This is a genomic window from Actinomycetota bacterium (genome assembly GCA_030017835.1).
Lineage (GTDB): Bacteria > Actinomycetota > Aquicultoria > UBA3085 > Oleimmundimicrobiaceae > Yes70-04.
The window spans coordinates 1-13,610 of sequence record JASEGU010000025.1 but is presented as its reverse complement, the minus strand read 5'-3'; the positions used below and the strand labels follow the sequence as shown (position 1 = coordinate 13,610).

The window sequence follows — 13,610 nt, the reverse complement described above, 5'->3', positions numbered from 1 at the left end:
CAAGTCGTCCAGGGGAAGAAGAAACTATCCAATCCAAACCTTATATGTGTTTTCGTCTTTCTCAAGCCGGATGGGTATGATGAATTTTTTATACTAACCGTGAAGGATTTACAGGAATATTTCCTTAAAAACTACAAAGGCGGCATCAGGCCCAGAAACCCTAAATCTACCCATTGTGCTATCTGACCCAAGGAACTTATGAAATATCGTGATAACTGGGAGTTGATAACCAGACATTTCAAAGCCATAAAATAGATTATCCTGTTATTTTCCCGGCCATTGACATATCCATAATCAATACGTATACTACACGTATATAGAGAGGAGGATTTCAATGCAAAAAAAGTTGACCATAACCATAGATAAGGAAGTTTATGAAGGTCTTCATAAGGCCATCGGCCCTCGCAAGATCAGCAAATTTGTTGAGGAATTGGTTCGCCCGCATGTAGTTCGCCCAAATCTGGAATTGGCATACTCCCAAATGTCAAAAGACAAAAAGAGAGAAGCAGAAGCCTTGAATTGGGCAGAAACAACTTTTAAGGACATAGCGCATGAAAAGAGGTGAGGTCTGGTGGGTTAATTTTGATCCCTCAGTCGGCGGAGAGATCAGAAAAAAACGTCCTGCCGTGATCATTAGCAATGACGCATCAAATAAGTTCCTCAATCGAGTTCAAGTTGTTCCTCTAACCAGCAAGACAGATCGCCTGTATCCTAGCGAAGCACTTGTCATTTTTGACGGTAAAGAAAGCAAGGCCATGGCCGATCAACTGGCTACTGTAAGCAAGTTGAGACTTTTTAAACGTGCCGGTGTACTTTCAGAAGAAGATATGCTCAGGATTGGTGAGGCAATTAAAATACAATTAGATATTTATTGAAAGAGGGCTAACAAAAAAATCCAGCGGACGGCGTAAACGCCGCCGCTGAGCTCAAGCGTTGGGCGGTTGAAAATCTCAAACCGAATTCTTTTCAAAAGAACCCAATGAAATATCATCAAATCCCTCCCCGATAACCCAATTTAACCTCACTTTCTAAGCCCTCTAAACTTGTCTGTGGTAAAATCTTGATTCATGGAAGGAAGTCCCACCGAAGAGAGTGGCAAAAGATATAAAGTTCTCGTCCTTGGCGTCGGCAATATCCTGATGGCAGATGACGGTTTTGGCGTTAGGGTCGTCCAAGAGATGGAGAAGATGAGCCTGCCCGAGGGCGCCCACCTCCTGGATGGGGGCACGGCCGGGTTCGACCTTCTTCACCCCATTCAAGATGCCGAAAAGCTGATAGTTGTAGATTCCATTCTGGCCGGGGCCGAGCCGGGCGAGATCTTTAAGTTTACCCCGAGCGACATCAAGCTCAAAAGGCGCGATAAGCTCTCTCTGCACGAGGTCGAGGTCTTAGAGGTAATCAAGATGGCAGCCCAGCTTGGTTATGCGCCAGAGTCGGTCTTTATCGCCGTCCAGCCCAAGGTGATGGATATCAGCCTTGACCTCTCCGAGGAGGTCAAGGCCAAAATCCCCAGGGTGATCGAGCTGGTGATGGTCGAGGTCGAGGCATCCTTGGCTAAGCAGGCCGGCCCGGAGGCATAGAGATGCACGAGATGGGGATCACCGAAAGCATCTTGAGCGTCGTCTTGGAGGAGTCGGCAAAGCGCGGCGGCAAGAAGGTGAGCCGAGTCGTTTTGGAGATAGGCGAGCTGACTAACATCGTGGCCGACTCAATAGAATTCTATTTTGAACTGATGGCCAAGGGGACGGCGGCCGAAGGGGCCCGCCTTGAGCCCAGATTAATCCCGCTTGAAGCCGAATGCGAGATCTGCAAGAAGCGGAGGAAGATCGAAAATCTCGATTTTGTCTGCGTTTGCGGCGGGCACATGAAGACCACTCAGGGCAAGGAGCTTGCAATAGTCTCGATAGAGATCGAAGGGGCGAGTGAGTAGTGGAGATAAATCTTGGTCACAGCGTCTTAGAGGCCAATGAGCGCTTGGCAGGAGAGCTTCGGGCCGCCTTCAAAGAGAAGGGTGTCTTTGCCGTCAATCTGATGGCCTCGCCTGGGGCTGGCAAGACCAGCTTCATTTTGAAAACGATAGATGCCTTAAGGGGCGAGCTTCAGGTTGCTGTCATCGAGGGAGATATCGCCTCCTCGGTCGATGCCGAAAAGGTAAAGGAGGCGGGAGCGCCCGCCGTTCAGATAAATACCGGCGGGGCCTGTCATCTCGACTCAAAAATGATCGGGGGAGCCCTCTCTCACCTCAACTTGGATGAGATCGACATCCTCATCATCGAAAATGTCGGCAATCTGGTCTGCCCGGCCGAATTCGATCTGGGGGAAGATATCAAGGTTGTCATCTCCTCTATCGCCGAGGGCGACGACAAGCCGCTCAAGTATCCCAGGATATTCAGTGAGGCGAACGCCCTGGTAATCAATAAGATGGATCTTATGCCCCTCTCCGACTTCAATCTCTCCGCCTTCAAGTCGACCATTGCCAAGCTGAATCCGGCCGCCTCCCTCTTTGAGATCTCCTGCAAGACGGGGGATGGTTTTGAGGATTGGGCCGACTGGCTTAAGGCGGCCGCCGAGGATGCCAAGACCTAATCTATAAGTTGACTCGGCCGATAAACATATTTAAGCACCATGGGTCACCTTGCGAAGAGCATAAAAATGCTTAGATTAAGACCTTGTTATCGGCGGCGGGCTATGATTATATTTATTATAACTCGTTTTCTAGAGTTACTGCTTTTTAGCTGGCACAAAGGAGATGATTTAATTGCTGAAACCGGGTTCTAAGACCTTCAATTTTATAATTTCTATCGCTGTAATTGTGGCTGCCGCTTTTATGGTCATTACTCAGAAAGATTTTCTCGCTCTTAACTTGATCTATTTCGCCTTGGTTCCGGCCGCTCTGGCTGGAGGCGCAGCCCTCTTAATGGTAGTATTGGCCTCCATCTTCATCGGGATAGTATATGCTGGCCTTTCTCTTCCCCAGGTTCTGGTCTTCGTCTTTCCCCTCGCCTTTACTGGCGCCATGGTCATGATCCTTAAGACCAAGATAGATATGTTATCCAAGGAGTTTGGCGATATCTCCCTGGTCGATCCGGTGACCGGTCTATACAACTATGTATATTTCAAGGATCGTCTGAAAGAGGAGAAAGAGCGATCCGACCGCTTCGGCAGCAAAATATCGGTGATAATGGCAAAGATCGATAACCCCCCGGGCGAAATGGACGGTCATCTCAAGCAAGTTGCCGATATTATTAACGAACAGGTGAGGGCGGTCGATGTCGTCTCAAGATATGGGGCGGACAAATTCGCCGTCATTCTGCCCAACACCAGCAGCGAGGCGGCCGAGATCGCCGAGCGGATAAGAGACTCGATTGAGGCGGCCGATTTCGACGGGGCAAAGATTACGGTGAGTTTAGGTCTTGCCACCTACCCGGCCAATGCTGATGACGAGAAGATATTGATAGAGCGGGTCGAGGGCGCTTTAAAATCGGCCATAGAGGCGGGCAAAAACCGGGTCGTCGTCTATAAGGATTGATCGGGCTCGCTAAAGTGATAAACGGACTTGGCGGTGATCATGGCGGACGGCAACTATGTAATCGGGGTTGATATCGGCGGCACCAAGACGGCCATCGGCCTCATCGATACGGTAAGAACCTTTCCGGGTGGTCGGCGTGGCGTCCTCTGCGAACTCGTCGAGCCTACTCCCAAATTCAACGACCTGGGCCCCGCTGCGGCCGCTAAATCTATATCTGACTTCATCAAAAAGCTGATAGCAAAGATAAACCAGGTCGGTGAGATCGCGATCGAACAAGTCAAGGGCATCGGGATTGGGGTCGCCGGAACCATTGATTTTGATGGCGGCATCATCGTCTTCTCACCCAATCTCCCCTTCAGAAACTTCCCCTTAAAAGAGGCGATAGCCGAGACGCACGGTCTTCCCATCTTGATAGATAACGACGCCAACGCGGCCGCCTGGGGCGAGAAGGTCTTTGGAGCCGGCCGGGGGTCCAGCGAGATAATCTGCGTCACCTTGGGTACCGGCGTCGGCGGCGGCTTGATATTGAATGGTGAGATGTACCGGGGGTCACTTGGCTGCGCGGCCGAGGTCGGACACATGATAATTGACCGAAACGGCCCCATGTGCGCTTGCGGAAATTACGGTTGTTTCGAGGCCTTGGCGGCCGGGCCGGCCATCTCAAAAAGAGCGCGGGCGGCTCTTACTGATAAACCGAACTCGCCTATTTTAAAATTTGCCTCGGGCGAGCTGGAAAAGGTCAACGCCGAACACTTGGCCCTGGCTGCAGCCGCAGGTGATGCTCTGGCCATTCAAATCCTGACCGAGATAGGCGAGATCGTCGGGACAGCCCTCACCAATCTTACCAACATCTTCAACCCCGAGGTCATCGTGGTCGGCGGCGGAGTGGCCGATACCGGCGAGCTGATTCTTAGGGTGGCCGAAGGCGTAGTCAAGGAGCGGGCGATCAAACCCAGCTCCGAAATGGTCAAGATACTCAAGGCGCACCTCGGCAACCGGGCCGGCTTCATGGGAGCCGGCGCCCTCATCGAAAAGGAGTTGAAAGAATCTCTTGGCTGACGTCCATTTCGCAGATATTAGGGACAAACAGAAGAGGAGTTTCCTCGACATGACCGAAGATCTCTTCGACCGGGCCGGCTTTGCCGACCTTATCGAAGAGGGGGATCTGGTCGCCATCAAAGTCCACTTCGGCGAGAGGGGCAACACCGCTTTTGTCCCAGCCATCTATCTTCGCCGCATAGTTGATAAGGTCAAAGCCGCGGGCGGCAAACCGTTTCTGACCGATGCCGGAACCCTCTACAAGGGCAGTCGCTCTAACGCACCCGATCACCTGGTTACAGCGATAGAAAACGGTTTTGCTTTCAGCGTGGCCGGCGCTCCCTTGATTATCGCCGATGGCTTAAACGGCAAGGATTACTTTCCAGTGGAAGTCGGCGGCAAGCACTTTGATAAGGTCAAGATAGCGAGCGCCGCCCATCTGGCCGACGCTCTGATCGCGGTCAGTCACTTCAAGGGTCACGAGATGACCGGCTTTGGCGGGGCGATCAAGAACGTGGGCATGGGCCTGGGCTCACGCAGTGCCAAGCAAGAGATGCACTCCGATGCCAAGCCTGCCGTGGACGAGAGCAAGTGCATCGGCTGCAAGAAGTGCACCAAGTGGTGCCCGGTCAACGCCATCTCCATGACTTCGAAGAATAAGGTCCTAATCAATGAAGGGATATGCATCGGCTGCGGCGAGTGTACGGTGACATGTCCATTTTCGGCCATCGCTGTTAACTGGCAGACCTCTCCAGGTGTCATCGCTGAAAAGATATGCGAATATGTTAAAGGGGCGCTCAAAGGCAAGGAGACCAAATCCGGCTTTTTCAATTTCGTCATGAACGTCACCCCCGATTGCGACTGCTGGTCATGGAGCGATGCTCCGATCGCCCAAGATATCGGTATTTTGGCCTCCAAAGACATCGTCGCCATCGACCAAGCCTCGGCCGATCTCGTCAACGAATCGGCCGGAAGAGACCTCTTCGCCTCGCTTCATCCCCACACCGACGGGTCAGTTCAGCTCGAATACGGCCAGAAGATCGGTCTTGGCAGCCGCACCTTCCGCCTGATCTGAGCAGATTTTTGGATTATAGCTACTCTTAAATCATAACCATCGAAAAAGGAGAGATCGTAAGTGAACGACCAAAGACTTACCAAGGAAGAGAGAGACGAGTACATGAGATTGCAAGAAGCATCAGAAAAGCTCGCTCAAGAGGCAAATGATATGGCTCAAGGAAATTATGTAGCGGGCGATCGAAGCGAAAACAGGGTTGATGCGCAGGACCAAATACTTCGAGAGCAAGAGGATATCAGAGAGCGGCAACGCGAAATTCTGGATAGGGCTCGTCAGAGATCAACAAGCTAAATGTGCTTAATCCAACTTGACAGATTGTTTAGAAGGAAGAAAAATGGCTGCTGGTTCAAGGTCAAAAAGCTATGATTCGAGATTGAGCATAAGGCATATCCCGCTTGTTCTGCTCATCCTTCTCCTCCCTTGGATATTAGGGCTTGCGGCAAACACGCTTCGTGGTTGGCACGATCACATCTACTTTTGGGGACGAGTCTATAATCTAAGTCACAAAAGCCCTAACGTAAGCCCATTAGAACCCGGATCCATAATTTCGCCATTCGAACTTGTGGCTGGGAGCACCTTGCTTTCCAAGCGGTTTATTACGGACGATTTTGATTACCCTCCAACGGTTTTAACGATAAGAACATTGGATGGACGGTGTATAAACTATTCATTGGTAGGCGGGCCTTAATTTCCGTGCTTTCTAACTTGATTGTGCTAAAGTAGATTGCCGGGGAGTTCGGTCGATTGATGATGAAATCTTTAAGGTAGCACCTACAACTAAAGGAGGTTTACCATGCCCGAGTTTGGAACGCCTTTCTCCGGATTGGCAAACGAGCGGAAACTCACAAATGAGGAGCTCGTTCGGGCGGTCCGCTTCATGGTGGCTGCCGAGTACGAAGCCATCCAGCTCTACATGCAGCTTGCCGAGTCAACCGATAATGAGCTTGCCATCGAAGTCTTAAAGGATATCGCCGATGAAGAGCGCGTTCACGCCGGCGAGTTTCTGCGCCTTCTCCACGAGCTCGCCCCAGATGAAGCCAAGTTCTATAAAGAGGGGGCCGAAGAGGTTGAGGAGGAGATAGAGAAACTTAAATAAAAAGTGGCTAAAAGAGAGATTGATTTGGAACTTCTCTGCTCAAGTGCTCGCCCAATGGACGCATTGAAAGAATTGGCAAAAGCCACGCTTATCGGCGAGAGCAAAGAGAGGAGTTTTGTCATGCTTAGAAGGGTCGTCAGTCTTGCGGTCATGGTCTTAGCGGTTTTGTTTCTGGTCTCCTGCGCCTCAAGTTCTGCCAAAAAAGTCTCAATAAACGAAAAGGATGCGGGAAGCAAGGTTGAGCTGAGCAAGGGCGACATCCTTAAGGTGACGCTGGAGGGCAACCCTTCCACCGGTTTTTCGTGGGAGACTGAGAATCTCGATGAGGCGAGCTTAAAGCTCATCTACCATCGCTCTTTTGAGCCGGATGTGCCTCCCGATGAAATCTTCGAGGTCAGTGTCAGCGTCAAGTAGCCATATTGAGATGGTTTAATCATCCCAAAGGAGATGAATGTGGAGACCAAGCCAGATGAATGTGGAGACCAAGCCAGATGAATGTGGAGACCAAGCCAGATGAGAACTACCCCCTCTGGATAGTTCTTCTATCCAACTCTGTCTCGCTTCTCATCTACGGGATCGGCTCGTTTATCCTTTGGGGCCTTGGGACGGCTTCCGCCTTGCTCTATTTGGCCTACTGCCTGTCACTTGAGCTCCGCTTGCTCAAGATGAGCTGCGTAAATTGCTATTACTACGGCAAGACTTGCGCCTTCGGGAAGGGCAAGCTTGCCTCCATCTTCCTTAAAAAGGGCGATCCCAAACGCTTCATCGAGAAGGATATCTCCTGGCGGGATATGCTGCCCGACATGATGGTTCTCATTCTTCCCCTGGCTGGAGGGATACTCCACTTGATAATCGATTTTAGCTGGCTGATTCCCGGACTTCTTGTAGCCTTGGTCTTACTCTCTCTTGGCGGAAATGCTTTTATCCGCGGCTCACTCGCTTGCAAGCGCTGCAAACAGCGAGAGCTCGGCTGTCCAGCCGAGCAGCTGTTTAGCCAATCTGACAAAAAGACTAGTAAGGAGGGTGTTGATGAATAAGCGCATCGCTATGGGCTTGATGATAGGAGCGGTGGCTGGCCTACTGGATGTTGTTCCCATGCTGTTGCAGAAATTGACATGGGATGCCAAGTTATCGGCCTTCACCCTCTGGGTTGTGGTCGGCTTTATGCTGGCCACCTCTAATTTGCGCCTTTTGCCATCCCTTAAGGGCATAGTCATCGCCTTCTTATGCCTGCTGCCAAGCCTCTTCATTATCGGCTGGAATGATCTGGCCGGTTTGATACCGATTTTTTTGATGACTCTGGTTCTGGGCGCGCTCGTTGGGCTCACCTTTCATAAATTGGTGAAAGGCTAGGTGCGGGGAAACCGATAAGCGGCCCACGGCAAATTTTTAAGAGTGGCCGATTGTAAAGCAAAGCATCTCATCAGCCCAACCCTTCCTCTCCTTTACAAACCGCCTAAGCTTGTATATCATCGTTACAATCTGTCCTAAGGGGGTGCTTAATTTGGCTTATAGAATCACAGATGACTGCTTGAGCTGCGGCGCCTGTTCGGATGAGTGTCCTTCGGGAGCCATCTCGGAAGGCGAAAGTATCTACATGATAGATCAAGACAAGTGCACCGAGTGTGGAAGCTGCATCGATGTTTGCCCGAGCGAGGCCATCATCGAAGGATAATCCTCTTGGAGCTAAAGCTCAACATCTTTGAACTTGATGGGGCCGCTTGCGGCCCCATCATTATTTTTGGGTCAACGCTTTCTTAAATATCTGCTATTATGATAAAGATGATCAAGTCTTGCCCAATGGATACGGCCGAACCGGGGAGGCGCTATGAACCACACCGAGTTACTGAAGAAGGCCTTCAACCTCACCTTTTCCAACTGGGTCTTCTGGCCCTTCGCTACTGCCGCTGCTCTTTTGGGCACAGCCATGAATGTGAGCAACCTGGGTATGATGGCGGCTTCTGCCAAGCCTGGGGGGGGCTTCCGCCGATATTTAGATGGATTGAGGCAAACGCAAAGCCCGAGCTGGTCATCACCATGTTTTTGACCCTCTTTTTCGTGGTCATTATAACCGCAATAATCGCGTCCTTTGCCGATGGGGCCATAATCGGCACGGCTCACGATATCGAGACCAAGCAAAAAGCCGAGCTTGAAGAGAGTCTAAAGTACGGCTGGTATAACTGGTTCTATCTTCTCCTTATGGATCTCCTCCTCTGGGTTCCGACGATAGCGGTCTTTACGGCAGCCATCTTTCTTCTGATAGCGTTTTTCATTGCGGCGTCAACGCGTTTTGAGCCAGGGGCCACTCTTTTGCTCATCTTCATCTTCTTACTTCTTATTTTCGTGATATACATCGTGGTATTTACGGTTCTGGCTACGGTTCAGCTGCTCGCCCACCGGGTCAGGGTGGCCCAAAAAAAGGGCATCTTCGACTCGATCAGAGGAGGTTTTAGGCTATTTCGCTCCAATATAGGGGATTCCATCATCGTCTGGCTCTTGACCGTGGCGGTAGGCCTTGTTATCTTCTTTCCCATCTTTTTTTCAAACACTTTTGGCTCGCAGGCTTTGATGCTGACAAAGGGTAAATCTCTTATCATCTATGTTGCCTACGGTCTATTCCTGCTCGCCATGACGACCGTCGGCAACATATTTATGTCTAACTTCTGGACCGTCTTCTATGAAGCTGTGGTCAAGAAGGAGGAGTCTTTGCAAATTCCCCTCTCAAGTGTGCCCAAGGATTTGCCGACTAGATAAGCATGGAAACGAGCGATAAGCGAGGCGGCGACCGCCGTAAAAACAGCGCAGATATTTACATAGACAGGCGGGTCAAGGCCAGGCGGGATACCGATAAACCCTATACGGCTAAGATGAACCCGACCTTAAGAAAGAAGAGGACGGCCGTATTCTCCATCATGCTTCTCATCTTTCTGGTTTTGAATGTCTTAGACTTTATCCTGACCATAAGGGGCGTCTCTCTGGGCGTAATAACCAAGGGCCCCATCGTCTTCGTCATCGGAGCCTACTCACTCAGCCGGGCTGCCGTGATCAAATTTGCCGCCGCAACCCTTGGCGTCTTGATTCTATTTAAATTCAGGTTTTTTTGGGTCAGCTTCTTCATGATCTTTTTGGTCAACTTCTTTTATGCTTTCATGGTGGCCAATCAGCTCATCTACCAATTCCTGATGGCTCCAAGGGTATAATTTTGCCTCTTTAAGTTATATGATTTATTTATGAAATGCGGAAAACTATTCATCGTTGCAACGCCGATTGGAAATCTTAAAGATATTACCTTTCGCGCCATTGAGATTTTGGCCGGAGTCGATCTTATCGCCGCCGAAGATACCAGGCATACCAGAAGGCTTCTTACCCACTATTCGATCAAGACCCCGATAACCAGCTATCATGAGCATAATGAGCGGAATAAGACCGCTCTCCTGATCGACTGGCTCAAGGGCGGCGCCGATCTCGCCCTGGTCTCCGATGCCGGAACCCCCGGCCTATCCGACCCCGGCTACCGCCTGATTGCGGCCGCTATCGAAGAAGGAATAGAGTTAAGCGTCATCCCCGGCCCCTCCTCGCTCATCTCGGCTCTAGTCATATCCGGTCTTGCGACCGATAGTTTCATCTTTTTAGGTTTTTTGCCCAAAGGGCGGGCCGAGAGGCGCAAGTTATTGAAGGGCGAGGCCGCAAGCGAAAGGACCCTTATCTTTTTCGAATCCCCCCACCGGATCGAGACCTTTCTGACCGAGGCTTTGGATATTCTGGGCGACCGAAAGCTGGTTATCGTAAGGGAGCTCACCAAGAAGTTTGAGGAAGTGATCAGGGGAAGGGCGACCGAGGTTTTAGAGAGAGTCAAAAAAAAGGCCTTAAAGGGCGAGATGGTAGTCATGGTCGAGGGAGCCAGGTTAATTGCTTTAGCTGCCAGCTTTGAGGAACTCAAAGAAGAGGTGATTGCCTTGATGGGCCAGGGGGTGACCAAAAAGGAGGCCATAGCCGAGGTTGCGCTTCGCCGCAGGATACCAAAGAAAGAGGTCTTCGAAGCGGTCAAGGGTGTTTCGGCCAATAGTGGCCCTGATTTTACAAGCTAAAGAGCCCTTGATCCTTGACAAGCAAATTCTTGCGCTATATTGTTATCCAAGGTATCCGTCAAGGTAGATGGCCAGAAATGCTTAAAATGAAAAGGCGATATGGATAAAGAGACCTTCTATATAACCACTCCTATATATTACGTTAACGATGTGCCCCATATCGGCCACGCCTACACCACCATCGCGGCCGATGTCCTCTCCCGCTACCACCGGAGCAAGGGCGATAAGGTCTTCTTCTTGACCGGAACCGATGAGCATGGCATCAAGATTCAGCGGGCTAGCGAAGAGGCGAATAAGACCCCCAAGGAGTTTGTGGGCTCAATTGCCGAAAAATTCAAAGAGGCCTGGGCGAGCTTGAACATCTCCTATGACAATTTCATCCGCACGACCGACTCCGCTCACGAGGCGGCCGTCAAAGCGGTTTTGCAAGAGCTATACGACAAGGGCCACATATATAAAGGCAACTATGAGGCCCTCTATTGCGTCGGATGTGAGCAGTTCAAGATGAAGAGCGATCTTGTCGATGGCAAGTGCCCCGACCACAAAGTGGCTCCCGAAGTTAGATCGGAAGAGTGTTATCTCTTTCGCCTCTCTGCCTTTGAGGAGAGGATAAAGGAGCTCATCGAGAGCGAGACTTTCAAGATAATGCCGCTGGAGAGGCGAAACGAGGTTCTCTCCTTCATCACCACAGAGGGGCTTTCCGATATCTCTATCTCTCGCGACAAGGAAAAGGTTCACTGGGGGATCGATCTTCCTTTCGATCCATCCCACACAACTTACGTCTGGATAGACGCCTTTCTCAATTATTTGACCGGCCTGGGCTGGCCAAATAATGAGGCAAATCTTAATACCTTCTGGCCGCCGTCCGTCCAACTGATGGCCAAGGATATCCTGCGCGTTCACGCGACCATCTGGATCGCCATCTTACTCGCTTTGGAGCTTGAGACGCCCAGGGAATACTTCATTCACGGATACTTTACGGTCGATGGGCAGAAGATGAGCAAATCGCTTGGCAACGTCATAAACCCGGTCGCCCTCTGCGAAGAGTACGGAGCCGATGTCATCAGATACTTCATCCTGTCCGAGTTTCCCTTTGGGACCGACGGCGACTTTTCGATAAAGAGGCTGGAGGAGGCCTTCAACTCCGATCTGGCCAACGATTTCGGCAATCTCCTTCACCGCAGCGTCTCGATGATGTTTAAGTATTACGATGGAATAATTCCCGCCCCAAGCGGAGCGGACGAGGGGGCCGACCACGAGCTCAAATCCTTGATCGAAGAGGTCAAAGGGAATCTACCCGGACTCTATGCTGATCTAAGATTCAAGGAGATTTTGGCCGAAATCTGGCTGATTATTCGGCGGGCCAACAAATATATAGATGAGGTGGCCCCCTGGTCTCTCTTTAAAGAGAAGAATGAGGAGCGCCTGGCCTCGGTCATGTATAACACGCTGGAAGCCATCCGCATAAGCGCAAGCCTGGTTGCTCCCTTCATGCCCGAAGTTTCAGCCCGCATCTTGGGCCAACTTGGAGCGGACCAGCAAGCCGTCCCAAGCCTCTCCTTCGGCCATCTTGAGCCGGACACCGTGGTCGAAAAGGGCGAGCCGCTCTTTCCCCGGATCGATCTTGCCGCCAAGGCATAAGGCGGCCAAATTGTTAATCGATACCCACATCCATCTCGATCTATATAAAGAAAGCGCGGGGTCTCTAATCGAAGAGGCCAAAGGGGTCAGCGTCGAAAAACTGATAACCGTCGGTATCGACTTTGCCTCCTCCAAAAGGGCATTATCATTTGCCGAAAAGCATGAGGATGTTTTCGCCACTGCCGGCCTCCATCCCCACGACGCCAAAGATTTCAATGATGAGATGCTTGTAAAATTTAGAGAATTGGCCGCCCATCCCAAGCTGGTGGCCCTGGGCGAGATGGGACTAGATTTCTATCGCAACCGCTCACCAAGGGATCTTCAATCTCGGGCCTTCGAGAGGCAGCTTGCGCTGGCCAAAGAGCTATCTCTTCCGGCCATCATTCACGATCGTGAGGCTCATGACGCTACCGTCGAGACTTTGATCGCTTCCGGCTTTCCTTTGGATAGAGCAGTCTTTCATTGCTTTTCGGGCGGGGTTGACCTTCTGGAAAGGGTGATTGCGATGGGCTGCTCGATTTCACTCGGAGGGCCGGTAACTTTCGCCAATGCTAAGGGCCTCATCGAAGTGGTAAGAGAGGTTCCTTTGGGCCGGCTGATGCTCGAGACCGATGGGCCGTATCTTGCCCCACATCCTCACCGGGGAAAGACCAACAGGCCGGCTTTTGTGACCCTTATCGCCCAAAAGATTGCCGATATTAAAGGGGTATCCTCTGAAGAGGTGGCCAAGATCACCAGCGATAATGCCATTCGCTTCTTCGGTCTTGAAGCAAGGGGATTGGGCGGAAAGCGATAAACCGCACAGGCTGGCAGGTTTGGGGCCAAGGGGTCAATTTACGCGAATTCCTTCTTGACCATGTAACGGACTTCTTCGCTGATGTCGACGGCGTGGTCGGCGATCCGCTCCAAAAAGCGGCTGGCCATTATGATGCGGATGAATATCTCCATATCTTCCTGCTCGCCCTTGTCTATCATACCCCAATCTTAAATGGGCCTTTGAAGCAAGCCCAGCATTTTTTTCAAAAATATATTTAAACATTTAAAAAAGGTTTGCCGATAAAGAGTAATCGTGGTATATTATTCAGTTTGGTAATTCCTATACATCTGGTACTGGTTTGACCAATAGTTGTGCAATAAAGGCAA

The 13,610-nt window shown here is 50.9% G+C and carries 21 protein-coding genes; 20 read left to right on the top strand and 1 reads right to left on the bottom strand.

Annotated elements, in window-relative coordinates; all coding sequences use genetic code 11:
• From QMD53_06030 to QMD53_05935, 20 genes are all read left to right on the top strand, one after another.
• The coding region (locus QMD53_06030; protein MDI6800203.1) for a hypothetical protein at positions 1–186 on the top strand (186 nt) is incomplete at its 5' end.
• Positions 187–346: 160 nt separating this feature from the next.
• Positions 347–565, top strand: coding sequence for an addiction module antitoxin (locus tag QMD53_06025; GenBank protein MDI6800202.1), 219 nt, complete (start codon positions 347–349; stop codon positions 563–565).
• On the top strand, positions 552–875 hold the full coding sequence (locus QMD53_06020) for a type II toxin-antitoxin system PemK/MazF family toxin (protein MDI6800201.1): 324 nt from the start codon (positions 552–554) through the stop codon (positions 873–875). Before QMD53_06025 ends, QMD53_06020 begins: the two co-directional genes overlap by 14 nt.
• 192 nt (positions 876–1,067) lie before the next feature.
• Complete coding sequence (locus QMD53_06015) at positions 1,068–1,580, top strand: HyaD/HybD family hydrogenase maturation endopeptidase (GenBank protein MDI6800200.1); 513 nt, start codon at positions 1,068–1,070, stop codon at positions 1,578–1,580.
• Between the two features lie 2 nt (positions 1,581–1,582).
• Complete coding sequence (gene hypA, locus QMD53_06010) at positions 1,583–1,930, top strand: hydrogenase maturation nickel metallochaperone HypA (protein MDI6800199.1); 348 nt, start codon at positions 1,583–1,585, stop codon at positions 1,928–1,930.
• Positions 1,930–2,586 carry a hydrogenase nickel incorporation protein HypB gene (gene hypB, locus QMD53_06005; GenBank protein MDI6800198.1) on the top strand — a complete coding sequence of 219 codons (657 nt, stop codon included), beginning with the start codon at positions 1,930–1,932 and terminating at the stop codon, positions 2,584–2,586. Before hypA ends, hypB begins: the two co-directional genes overlap by 1 nt.
• A 172-nt stretch (positions 2,587–2,758) precedes the next feature.
• A complete protein-coding gene (locus QMD53_06000) occupies positions 2,759–3,529 on the top strand; it encodes a GGDEF domain-containing protein (protein MDI6800197.1) in 771 nt (256 codons plus the stop codon).
• A 39-nt stretch (positions 3,530–3,568) separates the two neighbouring features.
• Positions 3,569–4,588: an ROK family protein gene (locus QMD53_05995; protein MDI6800196.1), complete on the top strand. Its 1,020-nt coding sequence runs from the start codon at positions 3,569–3,571 to the stop codon at positions 4,586–4,588.
• A gap of 49 nt (positions 4,589–4,637) precedes the next feature.
• Positions 4,638–5,642, top strand: coding sequence for a DUF362 domain-containing protein (locus tag QMD53_05990; protein ID MDI6800195.1), 1,005 nt, complete (start codon positions 4,638–4,640; stop codon positions 5,640–5,642).
• 60 nt (positions 5,643–5,702) lie between these two features.
• On the top strand, positions 5,703–5,933 hold the full coding sequence (locus QMD53_05985) for a hypothetical protein (protein MDI6800194.1): 231 nt from the start codon (positions 5,703–5,705) through the stop codon (positions 5,931–5,933).
• Between the two features lie 502 nt (positions 5,934–6,435).
• The gene (locus QMD53_05980; protein ID MDI6800193.1) at positions 6,436–6,738 is read left to right on the top strand and encodes a ferritin family protein; all 303 of its coding nucleotides are present in this window, start codon (positions 6,436–6,438) and stop codon (positions 6,736–6,738) included.
• Between the two features lie 3 nt (positions 6,739–6,741).
• Positions 6,742–7,152 carry a protease inhibitor I42 family protein gene (locus QMD53_05975; protein ID MDI6800192.1) on the top strand — a complete coding sequence of 137 codons (411 nt, stop codon included), beginning with the start codon at positions 6,742–6,744 and terminating at the stop codon, positions 7,150–7,152.
• 59 nt (positions 7,153–7,211) lie between these two features.
• Positions 7,212–7,775, top strand: a complete 564-nt coding sequence (locus QMD53_05970) for a hypothetical protein (GenBank protein ID MDI6800191.1) — start codon at positions 7,212–7,214, stop codon at positions 7,773–7,775.
• Entirely contained in the window at positions 7,768–8,091 is a 324-nt protein-coding gene (locus tag QMD53_05965; protein MDI6800190.1) for a hypothetical protein, read from the top strand. The genes QMD53_05970 and QMD53_05965 overlap by 8 nt, the downstream gene beginning before the upstream one ends.
• Positions 8,092–8,242: 151 nt before the next feature.
• Positions 8,243–8,413 (top strand): 4Fe-4S binding protein, encoded by a 171-nt coding sequence (locus QMD53_05960; protein ID MDI6800189.1) that lies wholly within the window; start codon positions 8,243–8,245, stop codon positions 8,411–8,413.
• A gap of 98 nt (positions 8,414–8,511) precedes the next feature.
• Entirely contained in the window at positions 8,512–9,492 is a 981-nt protein-coding gene (locus tag QMD53_05955; GenBank protein ID MDI6800188.1) for a hypothetical protein, read from the top strand.
• A gap of 2 nt (positions 9,493–9,494) precedes the next feature.
• Complete coding sequence (locus QMD53_05950) at positions 9,495–9,938, top strand: hypothetical protein (GenBank protein MDI6800187.1); 444 nt, start codon at positions 9,495–9,497, stop codon at positions 9,936–9,938.
• Positions 9,939–9,968: 30 nt separating this feature from the next.
• Positions 9,969–10,826 carry a 16S rRNA (cytidine(1402)-2'-O)-methyltransferase gene (rsmI, locus tag QMD53_05945; GenBank protein ID MDI6800186.1) on the top strand — a complete coding sequence of 286 codons (858 nt, stop codon included), beginning with the start codon at positions 9,969–9,971 and terminating at the stop codon, positions 10,824–10,826.
• 99 nt (positions 10,827–10,925) lie between these two features.
• Positions 10,926–12,467 (top strand): methionine--tRNA ligase, encoded by a 1,542-nt coding sequence (gene metG, locus QMD53_05940; protein ID MDI6800185.1) that lies wholly within the window; start codon positions 10,926–10,928, stop codon positions 12,465–12,467.
• Positions 12,468–12,477: 10 nt separating this feature from the next.
• Entirely contained in the window at positions 12,478–13,263 is a 786-nt protein-coding gene (locus tag QMD53_05935) for a TatD family hydrolase (protein ID MDI6800184.1), read from the top strand.
• Between the two features lie 38 nt (positions 13,264–13,301).
• Here the strand turns inward: QMD53_05935 and QMD53_05930 are convergent, their stop codons facing one another.
• Entirely contained in the window at positions 13,302–13,442 is a 141-nt protein-coding gene (locus tag QMD53_05930; GenBank protein ID MDI6800183.1) for a PhoU domain-containing protein, read from the bottom strand.
• Between the last annotated feature and the right edge of the window lie 168 nt (positions 13,443–13,610).